General features: G+C 60.0%; 27 protein-coding genes and 1 tRNA gene. 2 read left to right on the top strand and 26 right to left on the bottom strand.

Features of this window, described 5'->3' with window-relative positions:
* The first annotated feature begins 8 nt into the window (after positions 1-8).
* Together uvrB and ACPYOD_RS16415 are read left to right on the top strand one after the other, a co-directional pair.
* Positions 9-2,033 carry an excinuclease ABC subunit UvrB gene (gene uvrB / locus ACPYOD_RS16420; protein WP_481302784.1) on the top strand — a complete coding sequence of 675 codons (2,025 nt, stop codon included), beginning with the start codon at positions 9-11 and terminating at the stop codon, positions 2,031-2,033.
* A gap of 138 nt (positions 2,034-2,171) precedes the next feature.
* Positions 2,172-2,246: transfer RNA gene (locus ACPYOD_RS16415), tRNA-Val, on the top strand.
* On the opposite strand, the gene ACPYOD_RS16410 is transcribed toward ACPYOD_RS16415, so the two are convergent.
* The 26 genes from ACPYOD_RS16410 to ACPYOD_RS16285 form a co-directional block, all read right to left on the bottom strand.
* Entirely contained in the window at positions 2,197-3,021 is an 825-nt protein-coding gene (locus ACPYOD_RS16410; protein WP_481302796.1) for a tyrosine-type recombinase/integrase, read from the bottom strand. The two genes, ACPYOD_RS16415 and ACPYOD_RS16410, sit on opposite strands and share 50 nt — an antisense overlap.
* A 176-nt stretch (positions 3,022-3,197) precedes the next feature.
* Positions 3,198-3,491 (bottom strand): helix-turn-helix domain-containing protein, encoded by a 294-nt coding sequence (locus ACPYOD_RS16405; RefSeq protein ID WP_481302795.1) that lies wholly within the window; start codon positions 3,489-3,491, stop codon positions 3,198-3,200.
* A gap of 16 nt (positions 3,492-3,507) precedes the next feature.
* Positions 3,508-3,690 carry a hypothetical protein gene (locus ACPYOD_RS16400; RefSeq protein ID WP_481302783.1) on the bottom strand — a complete coding sequence of 61 codons (183 nt, stop codon included), beginning with the start codon at positions 3,688-3,690 and terminating at the stop codon, positions 3,508-3,510.
* A gap of 68 nt (positions 3,691-3,758) precedes the next feature.
* Positions 3,759-4,022, bottom strand: coding sequence for a hypothetical protein (locus tag ACPYOD_RS16395; RefSeq protein WP_481302782.1), 264 nt, complete (start codon positions 4,020-4,022; stop codon positions 3,759-3,761).
* Between the two features lie 118 nt (positions 4,023-4,140).
* Positions 4,141-4,359 (bottom strand): hypothetical protein, encoded by a 219-nt coding sequence (locus ACPYOD_RS16390; protein WP_481302781.1) that lies wholly within the window; start codon positions 4,357-4,359, stop codon positions 4,141-4,143.
* 461 nt (positions 4,360-4,820) lie between these two features.
* The gene (locus ACPYOD_RS16385; protein WP_481302780.1) at positions 4,821-5,090 is read right to left on the bottom strand and encodes a hypothetical protein; all 270 of its coding nucleotides are present in this window, start codon (positions 5,088-5,090) and stop codon (positions 4,821-4,823) included.
* Positions 5,083-5,325, bottom strand: a complete 243-nt coding sequence (locus ACPYOD_RS16380; RefSeq protein ID WP_481302779.1) for a hypothetical protein — start codon at positions 5,323-5,325, stop codon at positions 5,083-5,085. Before ACPYOD_RS16380 ends, ACPYOD_RS16385 begins: the two co-directional genes overlap by 8 nt.
* On the bottom strand, positions 5,322-6,632 hold the full coding sequence (locus ACPYOD_RS16375) for a hypothetical protein (protein WP_481302778.1): 1,311 nt from the start codon (positions 6,630-6,632) through the stop codon (positions 5,322-5,324). Before ACPYOD_RS16375 ends, ACPYOD_RS16380 begins: the two co-directional genes overlap by 4 nt.
* The gene (locus ACPYOD_RS16370; protein ID WP_481302777.1) at positions 6,629-6,778 is read right to left on the bottom strand and encodes a hypothetical protein; all 150 of its coding nucleotides are present in this window, start codon (positions 6,776-6,778) and stop codon (positions 6,629-6,631) included. Before ACPYOD_RS16370 ends, ACPYOD_RS16375 begins: the two co-directional genes overlap by 4 nt.
* Positions 6,779-6,780: 2 nt before the next feature.
* Positions 6,781-7,053 carry a hypothetical protein gene (locus ACPYOD_RS16365; protein ID WP_481302776.1) on the bottom strand — a complete coding sequence of 91 codons (273 nt, stop codon included), beginning with the start codon at positions 7,051-7,053 and terminating at the stop codon, positions 6,781-6,783.
* Positions 7,050-7,682, bottom strand: coding sequence for a hypothetical protein (locus ACPYOD_RS16360; RefSeq protein ID WP_481302775.1), 633 nt, complete (start codon positions 7,680-7,682; stop codon positions 7,050-7,052). Before ACPYOD_RS16360 ends, ACPYOD_RS16365 begins: the two co-directional genes overlap by 4 nt.
* Entirely contained in the window at positions 7,679-7,885 is a 207-nt protein-coding gene (locus ACPYOD_RS16355) for a hypothetical protein (RefSeq protein WP_481302774.1), read from the bottom strand. The genes ACPYOD_RS16360 and ACPYOD_RS16355 overlap by 4 nt, the downstream gene beginning before the upstream one ends.
* Before the next feature lie 22 nt (positions 7,886-7,907).
* Complete coding sequence (locus tag ACPYOD_RS16350; RefSeq protein ID WP_481302773.1) at positions 7,908-8,066, bottom strand: hypothetical protein; 159 nt, start codon at positions 8,064-8,066, stop codon at positions 7,908-7,910.
* Positions 8,067-8,158: 92 nt separating this feature from the next.
* Positions 8,159-8,434, bottom strand: coding sequence for a hypothetical protein (locus ACPYOD_RS16345; protein WP_481302772.1), 276 nt, complete (start codon positions 8,432-8,434; stop codon positions 8,159-8,161).
* Positions 8,431-8,709 (bottom strand): hypothetical protein, encoded by a 279-nt coding sequence (locus ACPYOD_RS16340; protein ID WP_481302771.1) that lies wholly within the window; start codon positions 8,707-8,709, stop codon positions 8,431-8,433. The genes ACPYOD_RS16345 and ACPYOD_RS16340 overlap by 4 nt, the downstream gene beginning before the upstream one ends.
* Positions 8,706-9,038 carry a hypothetical protein gene (locus ACPYOD_RS16335; RefSeq protein WP_481302770.1) on the bottom strand — a complete coding sequence of 111 codons (333 nt, stop codon included), beginning with the start codon at positions 9,036-9,038 and terminating at the stop codon, positions 8,706-8,708. The genes ACPYOD_RS16340 and ACPYOD_RS16335 overlap by 4 nt, the downstream gene beginning before the upstream one ends.
* Before the next feature lie 490 nt (positions 9,039-9,528).
* Entirely contained in the window at positions 9,529-9,936 is a 408-nt protein-coding gene (locus ACPYOD_RS16330; protein ID WP_481302769.1) for a single-stranded DNA-binding protein, read from the bottom strand.
* Positions 9,936-10,649 carry an ERF family protein gene (locus ACPYOD_RS16325; protein WP_481302768.1) on the bottom strand — a complete coding sequence of 238 codons (714 nt, stop codon included), beginning with the start codon at positions 10,647-10,649 and terminating at the stop codon, positions 9,936-9,938. The genes ACPYOD_RS16330 and ACPYOD_RS16325 overlap by 1 nt, the downstream gene beginning before the upstream one ends.
* 504 nt (positions 10,650-11,153) lie before the next feature.
* Positions 11,154-11,351, bottom strand: coding sequence for a hypothetical protein (locus ACPYOD_RS16320; RefSeq protein WP_481302767.1), 198 nt, complete (start codon positions 11,349-11,351; stop codon positions 11,154-11,156).
* On the bottom strand, positions 11,348-11,602 hold the full coding sequence (locus ACPYOD_RS16315; RefSeq protein ID WP_481302766.1) for a hypothetical protein: 255 nt from the start codon (positions 11,600-11,602) through the stop codon (positions 11,348-11,350). The genes ACPYOD_RS16320 and ACPYOD_RS16315 overlap by 4 nt, the downstream gene beginning before the upstream one ends.
* The gene (locus ACPYOD_RS16310; protein WP_481302765.1) at positions 11,599-11,763 is read right to left on the bottom strand and encodes a hypothetical protein; all 165 of its coding nucleotides are present in this window, start codon (positions 11,761-11,763) and stop codon (positions 11,599-11,601) included. Before ACPYOD_RS16310 ends, ACPYOD_RS16315 begins: the two co-directional genes overlap by 4 nt.
* Positions 11,747-12,073 carry a hypothetical protein gene (locus ACPYOD_RS16305; protein WP_481302764.1) on the bottom strand — a complete coding sequence of 109 codons (327 nt, stop codon included), beginning with the start codon at positions 12,071-12,073 and terminating at the stop codon, positions 11,747-11,749. The genes ACPYOD_RS16310 and ACPYOD_RS16305 overlap by 17 nt, the downstream gene beginning before the upstream one ends.
* A 70-nt stretch (positions 12,074-12,143) precedes the next feature.
* Positions 12,144-12,479: a hypothetical protein gene (locus tag ACPYOD_RS16300; protein WP_481302763.1), complete on the bottom strand. Its 336-nt coding sequence runs from the start codon at positions 12,477-12,479 to the stop codon at positions 12,144-12,146.
* On the bottom strand, positions 12,476-12,685 hold the full coding sequence (locus tag ACPYOD_RS16295; protein ID WP_481302762.1) for a hypothetical protein: 210 nt from the start codon (positions 12,683-12,685) through the stop codon (positions 12,476-12,478). Before ACPYOD_RS16295 ends, ACPYOD_RS16300 begins: the two co-directional genes overlap by 4 nt.
* A gap of 147 nt (positions 12,686-12,832) precedes the next feature.
* A complete protein-coding gene (locus ACPYOD_RS16290) occupies positions 12,833-13,423 on the bottom strand; it encodes an acyltransferase (protein WP_481302761.1) in 591 nt (196 codons plus the stop codon).
* A 15-nt stretch (positions 13,424-13,438) separates the two neighbouring features.
* Positions 13,439-14,350, bottom strand: a complete 912-nt coding sequence (locus ACPYOD_RS16285) for an XRE family transcriptional regulator (RefSeq protein ID WP_481302760.1) — start codon at positions 14,348-14,350, stop codon at positions 13,439-13,441.
* Between the last annotated feature and the right edge of the window lie 96 nt (positions 14,351-14,446).

Below are 14,446 nucleotides of genomic sequence, written 5' to 3'. Positions count from 1 at the left end.
CGTCAGCCATGACCGATCGCTTCCAGCTCGTTTCCCCGTACAAGCCCTCCGGCGACCAGCCCGAGGCCATTGCTCGCCTCACCGAGGGCTTCGAAGCCGGCCTGGCCGCGCAGACGCTGCTCGGCGTGACCGGCTCGGGCAAGACCTTCACGATCGCGAACGTGGTCGAGAAGATCCAGAAGCCGACCATCGTGCTGGCGCCGAACAAGACCCTGGCGGCGCAGCTCTACGGCGAGTTCAAGGAGTTCTTCCCGCATAACGCGGTGGAGTACTTCGTGAGCTACTACGACTACTACCAGCCCGAAGCATACGTGGTGGCCTCGGACACCTTCATCGAGAAGGATTCGAGCATCAACGACCACATCGAGCAGATGCGGCTGGCGGCTACCAAGGCCCTGCTGTCGCGGCGCGATTCGCTGATCGTGGCCACCGTGTCGGCCATCTACGGCCTGGGTGACCCGGAGGACTATATGAGCCTCCGTTTGATCCTTTCGCGCGGCGAGCACATCGAGCAGCGCGCGCTCATCCGTCAGCTCACCGAGCTGCAGTACGTGCGCAACGAGATGGAACTTCGTCGCGGTACCTACCGCGTGCGCGGCGAAGTGGTCGACGTGTTTCCCGCCGAATCCGAATCCGAGGCGCTGCGCATCGAACTGTTCGACGGCGATGTGGAGAACCTCTCGCTGTTCGATCCGCTCACCGGCGAGGTGCTGCGCAAGGTGCCGCGTTACACCGTGTATCCGAAGACGCACTACGCGAGCACACGGCAGAGCGTGTTGAACGCGATGGAGACGATCAAGATCGAGTTGTCCGAGCGCCTGGAACAGCTGTATCGCGACAACAAGCTGGTGGAGGCGCAGCGCCTGGAGCAGCGCACGCGGTTCGACCTGGAAATGATGGCCGAAGTGGGCTTCTGCCAGGGTATCGAGAACTACTCGCGGCACATGACCCGCCGTGGGCCCGGGGAGCCGCCGCCGACCCTGTTCGACTACCTGCCACCCGACGCGCTCATGGTAGTGGACGAATCGCACGTGACCGTGCCGCAGCTCGGCGCCATGTACAAGGGCGACCGCTCGCGCAAGGAAACATTGGTGGAATTCGGCTTCCGCCTGCCATCCGCGATGGACAATCGGCCGCTGCGCTTCGAGGAATGGGAACGCCGCGCGCCGCGCGCGATCTACGTGTCCGCCACGCCGGCGAAATACGAACTCGAGCGCTCGGATAGCAACGTCGTGGAACTGGTGGTGCGTCCCACCGGCCTCATCGATCCCGAAGTGGAAGTGCGCCCGGTACGCACGCAGGTCGACGACCTGCTCGGCGAGATCCACAAGCGTGTGGCCATGGGCGATCGCGTGCTGGTCACGACGCTCACGAAACGCATGGCGGAGAACCTCACGGACTACCTCTCCGAGCACGACGTGAAGGTGCGCTACCTCCACGCCGACATCGACACGGTGGAGCGCACGGAGATCATTCGCGACCTTCGCCTCGGCGAATTCGACGTGCTGGTGGGCATCAACCTCCTGCGCGAAGGCCTCGACATGCCCGAAGTATCGCTGGTGGCGATCCTGGATGCCGACAAGGAGGGCTTCCTGCGCTCCACGCGTTCGCTCATCCAGACGATCGGCCGTGCGGCGCGCAACGTGCGCGGCAAGGCCATCCTCTACGGTGACGAGATCACCGGCTCGATGAAGGAAGCCATGGACGAGACGGCACGCCGCCGCGAGAAGCAGGTGGAGTACAACACCGCGCACGGCATCACGCCGACGACGGTGGTTCGCCGCATCGCCGACATCATGGAAGGGGCCCGTGCGGACGTCGGTTCGCGAGGGGGCAAGGGCAGGAAGGGCAAGGAGACGAGGAAAGTGGCGGAGGAGACGGCCGATTACGCCGGCCTCACTCCCGAGCAGGTGGGCTCCACCATCAAGAAACTCGAAGCCCGGATGTACAAGCACGCCCAGAACCTGGAGTTCGAGGAAGCCGGCAAGCTCCGCGACGAAATTCATCGCCTGCGGGAACGGGCCCTGCGCTAAACCGACAGCCGCCCGCGCGCTAACGTACCGTCGCCCCTGCGCAAGCAGGGGCCAGCGACTCAAGCCCAGCAGCAGTGCCAGCCACCTCCCGGCCCTCTTGCACCCCCCGGCGGCCCCCGGTAAACTGCGCAGCTCTTCGGGCGGTTAGCTCAGCGGTAGAGCACTACCTTGACATGGTAGGGGTCACAAGTTCGATCCTTGTACCGCCCACCACTTTGCGCGTGTGACTGACCCCGGACTGACCCCGCAATCGCGGGACTTTCCGGGATAGATCATCCATCCATGCGTCAAGTGCAGTACGCGCAGCACCCAGGTAATCCGGGTCGAACTTCGCGTATATCTCACTGGTCCCGGCACGCTTGTGCCCAATCTGACCGGACACCTCCCAATGTGGCACCCCTCGGCGACGTAGTTCGGTGGCTACCGTGTGCCTGAGTACCTTAGGCGCGAACCACTCGGGAAGGCGCGCGTCCTTCCTGACCTTCGCCCATGCCTTCTTGATCGAGCCGATGTGCTTGCCGTGCCAGTTCACGTAGTAGGCCGCGTCCACGCCCTGTAGCGCCTGCCTGAGCGTCGCTGTGAGGGGAACTACGGGCCGGTACTTCTTCGTCTGCTGCCGACCCTCCGGGTTGAGGCGGATCAGGTTAGCGGTCCAGTCGATCTGGAACGGCTGAAGATCCCGCGCGGCATCATCCCGGCATCCGGTCGTCAGGCGGATAAGGCAGTACACCCACAGATGCGATTCCTCCGGAATGGCATTGAGGAATGCCGCCAGTTGATCCAGAGACGCCGTGTGTGGGTACGGGTCACTTATGGGCGGTAACTCCACCCATGGCACCTCGGTGACCTCCTGGCGCTTCCAGGCGCGATTCAGGGCGGCCTTTCCTACGGCCAGCACCCTGCGCACGTAACCCTCGCTGTACTTTCGCCCGTTGCGCTCCTGTGAGCGCAGCCACGCGATGAATTCCTCTTGAGCATCCACGGTCATATCGGCCACTGTGCGAAGCCCCCAGAACTGTCCCCACAGGGCGGCCGCACGCTTTGCCGTGTCCTTGCTCGGGATACGCGATCCATGCCTCGCCAAATAGCGGGACAAGACCGCCGCGATAGGTGCCTCATCTGGCGGAACGTCCCTCACTCGCCCGTGGGCGACGTACCACTCGGCTAGGGCGTCTTTCGCCTGCTCAAAATCTGCTGTGCCAAGAGAAGCGCGTTGCTTGACCCCTCGCTCGTCCCGCCATGTACGTTGCCAGTTCGCGGTGCCTTTGCGGCGTTCGATGGAGTAGGGGCCGAGTTTGAAGCTTGGCATTCGCGGGCCTTCAGGTAATCCGTGATGTGCTGGTCTGTGTAGCGAGGTGACTTGCCCACCATGATGCAGGCTATCTGTCCACGCTTCCGCCATCGGTAGAGGGTTAGCTCGGTGACGCCTAGGTATTCCGCCGCCTCGGCTTCGGACATGAGATGAGGTAGACGCTCAGCTGCCGACATCAGGCACCTCCCATCCCCATTCCCGCATAAGTTCTTCGGCACGTTCCCTAAGGAACGATTGAGTGTCACTGGCGATGCAGCACTCGGCGTACATGCCATCTTTCGTCACGCCGATCTCGCTGATGGCCAGCACCAGCGCATGGGCGCACGCCGCGTCGTGCAATAGCATGTCGGGTGAAACACCTTGGAATGCGTAAGCCTCAAACTGAGGTTTGCATATAAATTCAGTCCTAAGCCTCATCCGATCCCCCTGGCTTCGTCTATGGCCTCTCTCAGATGATCGAAGTTTCCACCCCAGGTGGGGATGACCCTGTGTAAATCGGCCATACGGAACTGATCTGCCAAGAACACAAGCCGATCCCAATCCCTCACCACCTCGGTAAGGGCGGGGCCGTGGGTGCGAAGGAAAGCGGCAGCTACCGAGTCGTCTTCGCTGTACTCCAGCCACCGAGCCTCTTGGATCTCTTGGTGCAACTCTCTCAGCATCGCCTCAGTGCTCATGGCAGCACCTTCGTTTGTGCCCCTAGGCTGCTTTGTGCCATGGCGTACTCCTGCTGGCTGCATATGCGCCAAGGTGACCAGCCGCCCGTCTGAAGCATGTTTCGAATCATGTAAGTCATCACTCCCCCAGCGCCGCGACAAGGGCGGCTTTCATGGCCTTTGAATCGGGCGTGTTCAGTCGGTAGTCCTCGTACGCCTGACACGCCCGCTCCACCATCTCATCACTCACCTCAAGCCGCGAGCGGATGACGGCAAGCGCACGTTCGTAATGCGTAATCCCGCCAGCTTCGACAAGCTCGCCAAGCGCTGCCAGCGCCTCACTAATCGTCATGGTCATGGGGTGGGGTATCCTCGCGGTAGTCCGCGTTCGTCGATCTGCCATTCGGGTACTTCATCTTTCATGCAATGCGGTATGCCGTATAGATGCTTCGTTGGAGACTCGCCGCAGCTAACACAGGGCTTGGTGTCGACCATTCCCATACAGAAGCCAGGTACGTTCACCATCCATCCGGATGCGCACTTCCCGTTGCCAAGATACTCACTGCATCGGCTCATTTCCCCTTCTCCTGTCGGGTGTTCCAGGGCCGATGATCGAGTTCACCGGCAGCATCACGCAGTGCAACGCGAAGGAAGTCCAAGGCTTCGGCGTCATCCATGGGTAGGTCTAAGTGCTTTGCAACTACCCTTAGAACATCCTCGCCCGAGTCAGCGATCTTCCTGCATCCACGGATGGCATCGATCTTCTGGCACCACTCGTTGACCGCTCTTAGCACGCCCAATGACGAACGTCCTGACAACTCACTCATCACCCACCCCCGCTTTGGCGATGAGGGCGCGTAGGTCGTATAGCAGTGCCCTGGTCTCGGATGTCATGGCCGTCATATCCCACTCCGCACAAAGGCCCTCCAACTCCCCCACCGACACCACCCGCTCAGCCCTGGCGCGGGCTAGCGCATAACGCACCGCCGCTTTAGCCACGAGAAGCTCGCTAGGGGTCAATTCGCCCATGTGCAGGCGCATAGTCTCCGGGTCTTGGATGCGGGCGATTTCCTTCTCGATGTCAGTCATGTCCCGCCTCCCCGTTACCCGCATCACGGGTGTCTGGCGGGTCGTCGAGGTAGCGAAGCTCCCACGTCGGGTGGAATGGCGCCGCGTGCTTGACGCCGTCGAGTTGAATGTTCAGATGGCCGCCGCTTGCGGAGCGGATCGTCCCCATCTCCCTCTTGCCGCAACCGGTGTATTCCACGCGCCCGCCGCGCCGGGCTGGCACGCCGTAGTATCTCCTCACATATTCCATGCTCATGGCTGGGGCACCTCCGGCGCGACGACATTCCCAGGAAGCGGGGTGTCGAAGTGCAGGGCGTTCTTGGCCTCCTGCTTCGCACGGATCTTCGCCATCACGGAAGGCTGGTTGATCCTGGCCAGTTCCACCTCGCCGGCAGCGTGCATGTCGAGTCCTGCGATCCAGCAGAATCCCGCCAAGGTCACCATGACTCCGCCGACCTCCTGCGCGGGCTCGCCCGCCGGTCGCCCCCAGACGTAGTCGACCAGCGTCGCCACACGGCGCGTGTCGTAGCCCTTCGACTGCAGCAGTTCCAGTACCTCTTCGAGCAGGCGGTCACCGCGCTCGGTCATATTGCTGTAGAGCGAAGGGAGGAAGCACTGTTCCATCCACGCGGAGACGCGAGCCTGGAACGGCACGCCCACGGCGCTCGGCTGGGCGGCGAGGGCGAGTGCGGAACGAACGACTCGGCGCATCTGCTTAGTGGTGACGGTCGTCCACAGATACCTTTCGTGGTCCGCGGGGACCAGCCAAGTGATATCCGCAGCCTTGCATACTGCGTTGAACTGCGCGTCCGTCACCTCGGCAGGCGTGGCGACAGCCGGGCGCGGGGCGGATGTTTCGCGGAGGTTGGAAAGAATCTCGTCGCGGCAGTCGTTCCAGCCGTTCGCATACTCCGGCCCCATCAGCCCACCGGACTTGATTACGGGCAGTGGCAACGCCTCGTTGAGCGTCGGGCAATGGCCGGCTAGATAATCGATAGTTGTGAAGATGGCGGCGATAGCTTGGTTGATACGGTCCCACGTGGAGGCATCGTCTTCGTCGTCAGGCTTGATGGAGCCGAAGCTACTTTGGAACGCCGCGAGCAAGGTAGAAGCGTCGCGTAGTCTGTCCGCCACCCCATCGCCCACCGCCTGCGCGGACTTCGCACAGGCGCAGGTCGTGCCCGTCATAACGTCGGGGCGGATGACGCCGCCGCATGTGCCGCACTTCGCCTGCTCGACAGGCTTGGCGGCTTCCTGCGCGGCGGGGTGGGAGCAAACCCGATAACGGCTGCTCGAAAGCTTCTTAATGAAGTCGGTGCAGCTGTCGCTGCTATCAAAGCCAAGCGTCACAAACGCTTGATTCTGGTGCCTGCGGTCAATGACGGAGGGGACCGGAAGCGCATCCCCCTTCACCTCGCGCGAGGTGAGGTCAGCGTCGATGGCGTCGGCAAGTTCGCTCAACTGAACCGAGTCAAGCAACTCGCCCGATCCGCCGAGCGAACCCATGAAGTCCGCATGGCCCTTGAGCTTCTTCGATACTTCAGCAAGCGTCATCGTGCTCATTCATTTGCCCCTTCATAGGCAGCGCCGCGTTCTTCCGGCGTAAGATCAAAGAAGTTAGAGACGCCGCCACGCTGCGTAGATTTATCCATTACCGCCGCGCGCTCGTCAGCAGGTAAGTCCCAAAAACCATTGTTTGTTGTACTCACAATCAATCCTCCTTTAGGGCGTTGCGGATGGCGTTGCGTACCTTATCGCCTACTTCGCTGTCATCGCTCCAAGATGCTTTCGCAGCGTCAGCTAGTGCTTTCTTCAACCGCCCATTCTCCGCCTCTAGGAATTGCAGGCGGGTGGCGTCTGTGGCGGCTTGGCGAAGGACATCGGCGATTTGCGAGGACCAGGTGTAATCCTCCGCGCTCTGGTCATATGCATCAGCGATGTCGCTTATCTGCTCAGCCGTGTACCGCTCTGTGGTTGTGGTCATGCCGCACGCTCCTGGCTGATACGGTGGTTGGCCTCAAACACGGCCCGGGCAAAGCCTGCGGGCGTAGCACTGCGGAGATTCGCGCGCTCGTCGCTGGGAGGGAGAAGATGCATCCGGCTACCGTCAGTGACGCTCAATGGACGCCTAGTTGGCATGATGAAGCCCCCCCCTACCCACAGACACGTCTTCTTCGTATAGGTGTCATCCTCGCCGCCCGGATACCCTGCGTACTCGTTCGGGTTGAACGTATGGTCAGGCTTCCGCCAGTAGCTTGATATCGTGCTGACCGGGTTCTCAATGCCGTATGGGCAGCGTGCCGCTTCGCAGATATCCGCAGCCCTGGCGAACAGAGCGATGGCCTCAGCGAGCGCATAGAGGCCCTTTCCGGAGAACCACCTGGCACCGGATACCGCTAGGTCCGTGCAGGGAGGGAAAGCGAAGGCAAACGAGAACTGGCGTAGCGGCGGCGTCCACTTATGGATGTCCGCGCCCACGTAGATCAGGTTTCCTTCCCGCGTCTCGCCTTTCGGGTGCTGGATATCGACGCAGTAGCACTCGTAACCAGCGTCCGCCCAAGGCTTCGGCATGGCTGGTGTCTTGTTGAACAGGAACAGGGCGGCGGGCTTCATACACCCCTCCCACCCGCGTCGAGGGTGGAGAGGGCGGCTCTGGCGTCACGTTCAGCGGCTATCTTGTCGAATGCGTTATCTGCCGACAGCAAGTTCCGCAAAGCCTCAACCAGCGGCGCTACGTCGGAGTAGAGGACGTAATCCTGTTCGCACGACACACCATCAAGCGTGTGACACTTGTCGTCGGCATCGTGGTAGCTCATGCCAGAGCGATCCCAGTAATACTTACGCATTGTCTTCACCTCTGAACTTGGAGAGGGCTTCGCGGGCGATATTCGCCGCGCCGTAGCTCATGGCGTCATAAGGCTCGTACTTAACGACTGCCTCCAACGCCTCCACCAACCCCATTACCAGCGCCTCCGTTTCGGCGGCTTGATGCAGCATCCTTTTGATCTTGTCTAAGGCAAAAGACCCGTCTGGATACACCGAACAAGCGGCCTCGTGAATCTCCCCCGCCGTATACCTCCGCACCGTGCTCATGCTGCATACCCCAGTCGTCGTTGAGCGTTAGCAACGCAATCCATGTCGGGGCACCGGCAGTCAAGGTAGAAATGCTTACTGGCAAATCCAGGGTGGTTCAGGCAGTCGCTTGCCTTGCCGGATGCAATCTCGTCTGCATCGGCTAGCCGCTTCTTGCCAATGCCGCGTTCCCACTTCGCTTTATGGGCACGCATTTCCTCGGCCTCTGCTTCGGTGCCTTCAAACAGGAATGACCCATAACCGCGCACGTAGATCACCCATGTCGTGCTCATGCTTCACCTGCGATGCGGGAGAGGGCGGCACTGACTTGATTTAGCGGGGCTCCGTCGAATCCATCCCCGCCATGCATCTGAGGCAGGTGTTCATCGACTACTTCCATCCATTCCAATGCCGCCTTGGTTGCCTCTATCAGTTGGGCCACGGCGCCACGTGTCGCAACCAACCTTGTGTACCGCTCATCCTGGTTGTTGGGCTCAAAAGGATTCCACATGTAGTTGACCAAGGAATCCATCACCGCCAACACGTTAACCCTCGTCTCGCTGGTCATGGGGCTTCTCCGGTGGCCTTGGCGATGGCAGCTTCACACTGGCGTATTTCGTCGCCGGTCATCAGCATGTCGTGGCTGTTCTGGCGAACGGCCATGTTAAGCATCGCAAGCAAATCAGGCGCAGCGGCGATAAGGCGAGCTTCTGCGGCCACAGTCGGGTTCGACATAGAGCCAACGACTTCACAGATGATTGTGAATCGGTCGTCAGTAGCCAGAACGCGGCATCCTTCTTCATCAACTCGCCACGGCCCCGGCGTACCCTTGAATTCAGTACTCATCCCCATCCCCTCAGTAGTAGGCGTGGCGGCGGAAGGATTGTTCGCGCTCATGCTGCGTCTTCCTGTTTCGGGCAGAGTGGCGTGTTGTTCCTGTGCCACTCCGCGTGGTGTGTGGTGCATAGCCACCTAACCTCCAATGGCTTGCTGTAATCGTCGTGGTGTGCCTGGGCCTTCTCGTTGCCACAGACCTCGCAAGGCAATTGCGTAATAGAACCGTCCCTAATGCCGTTATTGACTAGGTTGTGGGCATGGCGCTTCAGTGGATTTCGCTGGATGTAGCGTCTCTTTGCTGCTGCAACCGAGGCCCTCCCTTTGTCACTCCTGGCATATGCTTCCCGTGCCTCGATCCTATGAGGCGCCATCGCCCTGGTTTTCTCGTAGGCCTTATACCTGTCAAAATGCGCTCTATAGTTCGCCCGCACGTCTTCTTTAGTGCATTCCTTGCACTTACCTACACACCCATCACGCATGCTGGGAGACGGATAGAAGTCGTCGTGCGGCTTGAAGAACTTGCACTTGAAGCAGGCTTTCATTCGTCACCTCAGAAGGGAATCGAATCAGAGTCGTCGTCGTATGAGTTGCCAGCCGGGGTCTGACGCTGCTGCGAGCGCTCCTGGCGTGGTGCAGGGGCATTACCGGAGGACTTGGGCGGAAGCTGCACGTCGTTGATGCGGCAAGCCAGCTTCGTCTTTTCCTCGCCGTTGGACTGGTAGGTCTGCAAGTTGGCCTCACCAGTCACCGTGACCTGGGAGCCTTTTGGCAAGTACTCGGCCAGCTTTTCCCAGCGCTCTCCCCAGCCTGAGCAATCGACCCACAGCGTGGACTTGTTGTCGCCATAGCCGACGTCCACGGCTACCGGGAAGCCGGTCACGACCTTCCCGCCATTGGTGTGGCGAACTTCCGCATCACGGCCGGTGCGGCCGGAGAAGGTAAAGACGTTGATGGACATTAGGCGGCTTCCTGTGTGGTCTTGGATTTAGCGGCGGCGTCAGCCTTCTTAAGTGCGCTGCGCTGTTTGCTGTCGAATCGCGTCCAGAGGGCGATCTTCTCGTCTGAGTTGAGGTTCTGGCTCTGAATGTGATCGTGGGCAGCTTCGGCATCGCCTGAGTCCAGCAGGGCGGCTGCGTTATTGGCGATATTCATGAGGAACGCTTGTTCATCGGCGTCCATGGCCTCCCATGCGCCCTCGGTAGGCGTGCCGGCGATATGGCGGGCCTGCGGCTTGCCATTGGCCTTGACCTCGTGCGAGTGCGCGTCTGCGTCGTTGTCGCCCTCGGTTGGGATGGCGAAGGTTTGGAAGGCGGCGTACTTGTACGCGGCGCTCATGGCCTTGTTGGTGGCCTTGTCTCCCCGGTCCATCGCCTCGCCGAACGTGCGTACGGTGTGCTTGCTGCCGTCCTCGGCCGACACAAGGTCAAACTCAGCCTCTACCGTGACGTAGAACAAGGCATTACCACCCTTGGCCGTACGCTCGATCACCTCGCGGTTGAGCATCCGGGGAAGGACGCACAGGCCATGCTTGGCGAGCAGGGGAGACAGGGCGTTGTAGACCGCATCGATGCCACGGAACTTGTACTTATCGAATGTGTTCTCGCTGTCCTTGCCGATGCCCGTAGCCGCAAGGTCGCGCTGTACTGCGTTGATTGCCTGGAAAACGTTCATGTCTAGCCCTCGTCTACTGCGTCGTCATCGGTAGGAAACTGCTCTGAGGCGTACTGCTCGCTTTCGGATGGCATGTAAATCCTTGCCGGAGACGTCCGGCGGCGTGTTGGTGTTTGGGTGGACCGGCCGGAGGTGATCCCGGCTTTGCATCTGTATCCCCTTGCCGTCTACGGTGACTGCCGTACTGGTAGAAGGAGTTGCGTACAGCGAAACCAAACTTGACGTTTAGTCTTAACGTCTCACTTGGCGCGCATCACCACTGCGCATTCGGTCCATAAACAAGTGAGGTGGCTGATGGAAAGACAGCTACGACTTCATTACGCAGGCACGGCCAAGAGCCACAACCAGCAACCACCTCACGTGTGCCCTTATCTCCTGAAGGGCGGCAGGTTCAGTGCTTAACCAGCCAGAACAACAAGAACATGAAGATGTACGGCAGGCTGATGGCGGATAGGGCGACTTCGAAAGTGGTGGGCTTGGACATCCACCAGGCTAGGAGGCGGGTCATGTGGCTTCCTTAGATACCCATGTTTCGATGGGAAATGCCTGACGCTGACCACCGAAGCCATCGCGGTTGAGCATCTTGCAGACGTTCAACGCCTCTTCCTGGGTGAGATGTGTATCGGTGCTGACGCCAGTTCCATCCATGCCGCTGTACACATCAAGCGGCCATTTGGCGTGTGATATCCATTTCTTGCTCATGCCTTGTCTCCTTCGCGGGCTGCGAGCATGGCTGTGGCGATAGCATCTGCCTCTTGCGCAATCCATTCCGCCGTTGCATGCCGGTATTCACCAGAAGCGCAAAGACCTTGCATTGCAAGTCCGGCGTACCACTGGCGAAGGGTCATGCCGCCTACGCTGTACGTGTTGGGGAAGCGTTCTTGCGTACCCTCGTTGTAATCCAGATAGGTAACGACCTCTGGAAACGCCGGCCCACCGTTATTCGTGCTCATGCCGCCGCTCCCTTAGCCACGCGACCAACGAAGCGCATGGAGTACGACCAGCCCGGAGGAATGGATTCGTACGTGCCGACGTAGATCACGGTCTGCAAGCGGCCATCGACGAGGCGGGCAATGCGATAGACCTTCATCTTGGGATTACGCGTAGAAGCCATTGTCGGCATCCTCGTCTTGAATCTGGATGGCGTCCTCGGCCTGCTGTACGGCGAAGACATCGGTGATGTACTTGCGGATCAGGTAGCCAGCCTGGGCGTCGTCCCCAGCGATCAGCGCATCGATGATCGGATTCGGGTTTGTCGGACGCTCGGACGTGACGCAATCGTTGAAGCCGTCGAACCACGTATCGCGCTTGCACAACTCGTCGCGGACCTGTCGATTGAGCCGTTCCTGCGCTGCCAGCGCTTCCTCTTGGTGGTCCAAGTACTGCTTCGTGCGCCAGTCGATGTAGCAAGGATTAGCGGCCATTAGACGATCCCCATGCAGCGGCCGAGAAAGCCGAGGAAAAGGAAGGAGGCGGTGAGGGCGAGGGTTGATTTCATGGCGTTCCGCCTACGCTGGCGAGAGCGAGAGCGGCGCGAGCCATAATGTCGAACCGCTTGCTATCGAATTCGGGGTTGTCGATCGCATAAGCGATGACGGCGAGCATGTCAGGCGCAGCGGCGACAAGGCGGGCGTTTGCCCAGCAAAGACCTTCCCACTGCATACCCTGCTCGCTGGGGAGACTTACTCGGGCCACATGAGCCCCTTCGTGGCGATGAGGCTTATTCCTGCCCGTGCAGGTGATGACCAACTCGTTGCCCATCTTCCAGATGCCCCAAGGGCCTGGATAACCAGTGACATTCAAGTCCACCTTCTGCGTCTCGGTGCTCATGCCTTGTCCCCCACGAACTCGAAGCCCGCGGCTTCAAGTTCCTTGGTCAGCGAGTCCTTGGTGTGCTGGCTGCGCAGCTTCGACACGGCAGCATCGCAACGGGCCAGAAGCTCGGCATCGCCTGCACTGAAGGAGAACTCCAGCGGCGCATCTGGCGCCTTGGCCTGGAAGTGGTCGTGACCGGTAATGAGGGGTGCGTGGTTCATGGTCTGCTCTCCCTGCCGGGGTGTTCCGGCGACAGGGGTAGATTACGAAAGATCGTAACCCTTGTCAACGATATTTCGTAGATTGTTCTGACGGGCAAGAAAAACCCCGCACAAGCGGGGCTTAGCGATCTCCGGTAGTCGTTAGGGCTATGCGGTCAGGGTCGCTAGGAACGCCGTTTCCTTCTCCAGCATCTTCTTTGACCTAGCTTTTAGAAGCTTTGCTGGGTTTCCAGTGTAAACGCCCCATGGGTCAAGAGACTTTGTGACCACCGCGAGCGCCCCTACGGACGCTCCCTCACCGATCGTTAGCTTGGGCAGGATGACGGTGCCAGATCCGATGATTACATGCCGCCCTAGGCGCACGGTTCCGCCCTTGACGTTCGTGAACTCAGCTGGCACCAAGGGATTAGTTAGGGCTTGGCCGGTGTAGTCATCCGTCCGGCTGTAGATGCGCACGCCTTGAGAGATTCCGCTGAAATCCTCCATTTCGATGCCGTCACCCGCGGACAGCATCGTGTAGCTTGCGATGTGGATAAAGGACCCAATACGAACCCATCCATCGCCATTCGCGATGATCGTGCTATAGGGGTCGATACGCACGTTGTCGCCGATCTCGATGTTACCCACGCCAACGATGGTGCAACTAGCTGCTATCGAGACGTTTTCGCCCACACGCTTGAAGCCGATCGCCCGTAGTTCATCGCTCTTGTAATACCGTGTAAGAAACGGGTTTTCCATGCTGTCTCCCCTTGGTTAGCCTTCCCAACTACCAATCCAGCGCACCCTTCCTACGATGGTTATCGGGTTGCGCTTGTTGTTCATTGCCCTAGCACTGCGCCAGTTATGATCTCCAGCCGGGTTATCGGCCCTGAAGAACACCATATCGTCGACGATCTCGCAGCGCTTTACGTTGTATTCCGTGTTTCCTGCGCCGGCCATGGCGATAACGAACAGGTCGCCATCCGATGGAGTGGTGTCGCTGGTATCGAACAAAATAGCGTCGCCCTCGCGGATGCGCGGAAGCATCGAGTCCCCTTTGCCGTAGAGGACAGCCAGCTTGTCGGCGCGCAGGCGCTTTCGTGCCAGGGAATCAGCCCGGAACTTGAGATTGTGGGTTTCCTCATAATCCATGGCCTCACGGCCATGGCCTAGGCCCACAGCCATGGCGTACCCCCTAATGTTCTCCCAGGCTTCATCCTCCGACGCTGGAGGCAGTGCATCCTGGGGGCCTTTGCCAGTCTCCAGATACTCGACCCGCGCCCCTAGTTGGGCCGCGATCTTGTGAAGGACCGTTGTGGTCTTGGCCTTCCCCGATTCAAGGTCAGACAGCGAGCTATAGGCGAGGCCAACAGCCTTAGCCAAGTCAGTCCGGCTCAGGCCCTTAGCCTCACGTAATCGCCTGATTCTTCCACCAATAGTTTCCATGCCGCCATAAGAACGAGATTTCGTTACGAAATGTCGTTGACTTACAGTTACGATATCTCGTAAGATCGGCTTATGAAGACATCCTGGTCCCAAAAAATCAGCGAGCTTAGCGCCCTCGGGATGACCTATGCCGAGATCGGAACCGCCTGCGGCGCCCCGCCTTCCACTATTGGAAGCCTCGCCAGTGGCGCCGCTAAGTCCCCTAGGGGGGATCTTGCCATTCGGCTGCATGCGCTTCATGCGTCAAAGACCTCCCGAAAGCCCAAACGCAAAGCCGCCTGACTCCCTTGGGCGGCTTAGTGCCGCCTGTTCATTCAACTCAACCACACGAGTACC

The sequence above is a fragment of the Luteibacter sp. HAY1-4A genome, from assembly GCF_056755355.1.
The sequence above is the reverse complement of the archived record's forward strand: the minus strand, read 5'-3'. Positions and strand labels throughout refer to the sequence as shown.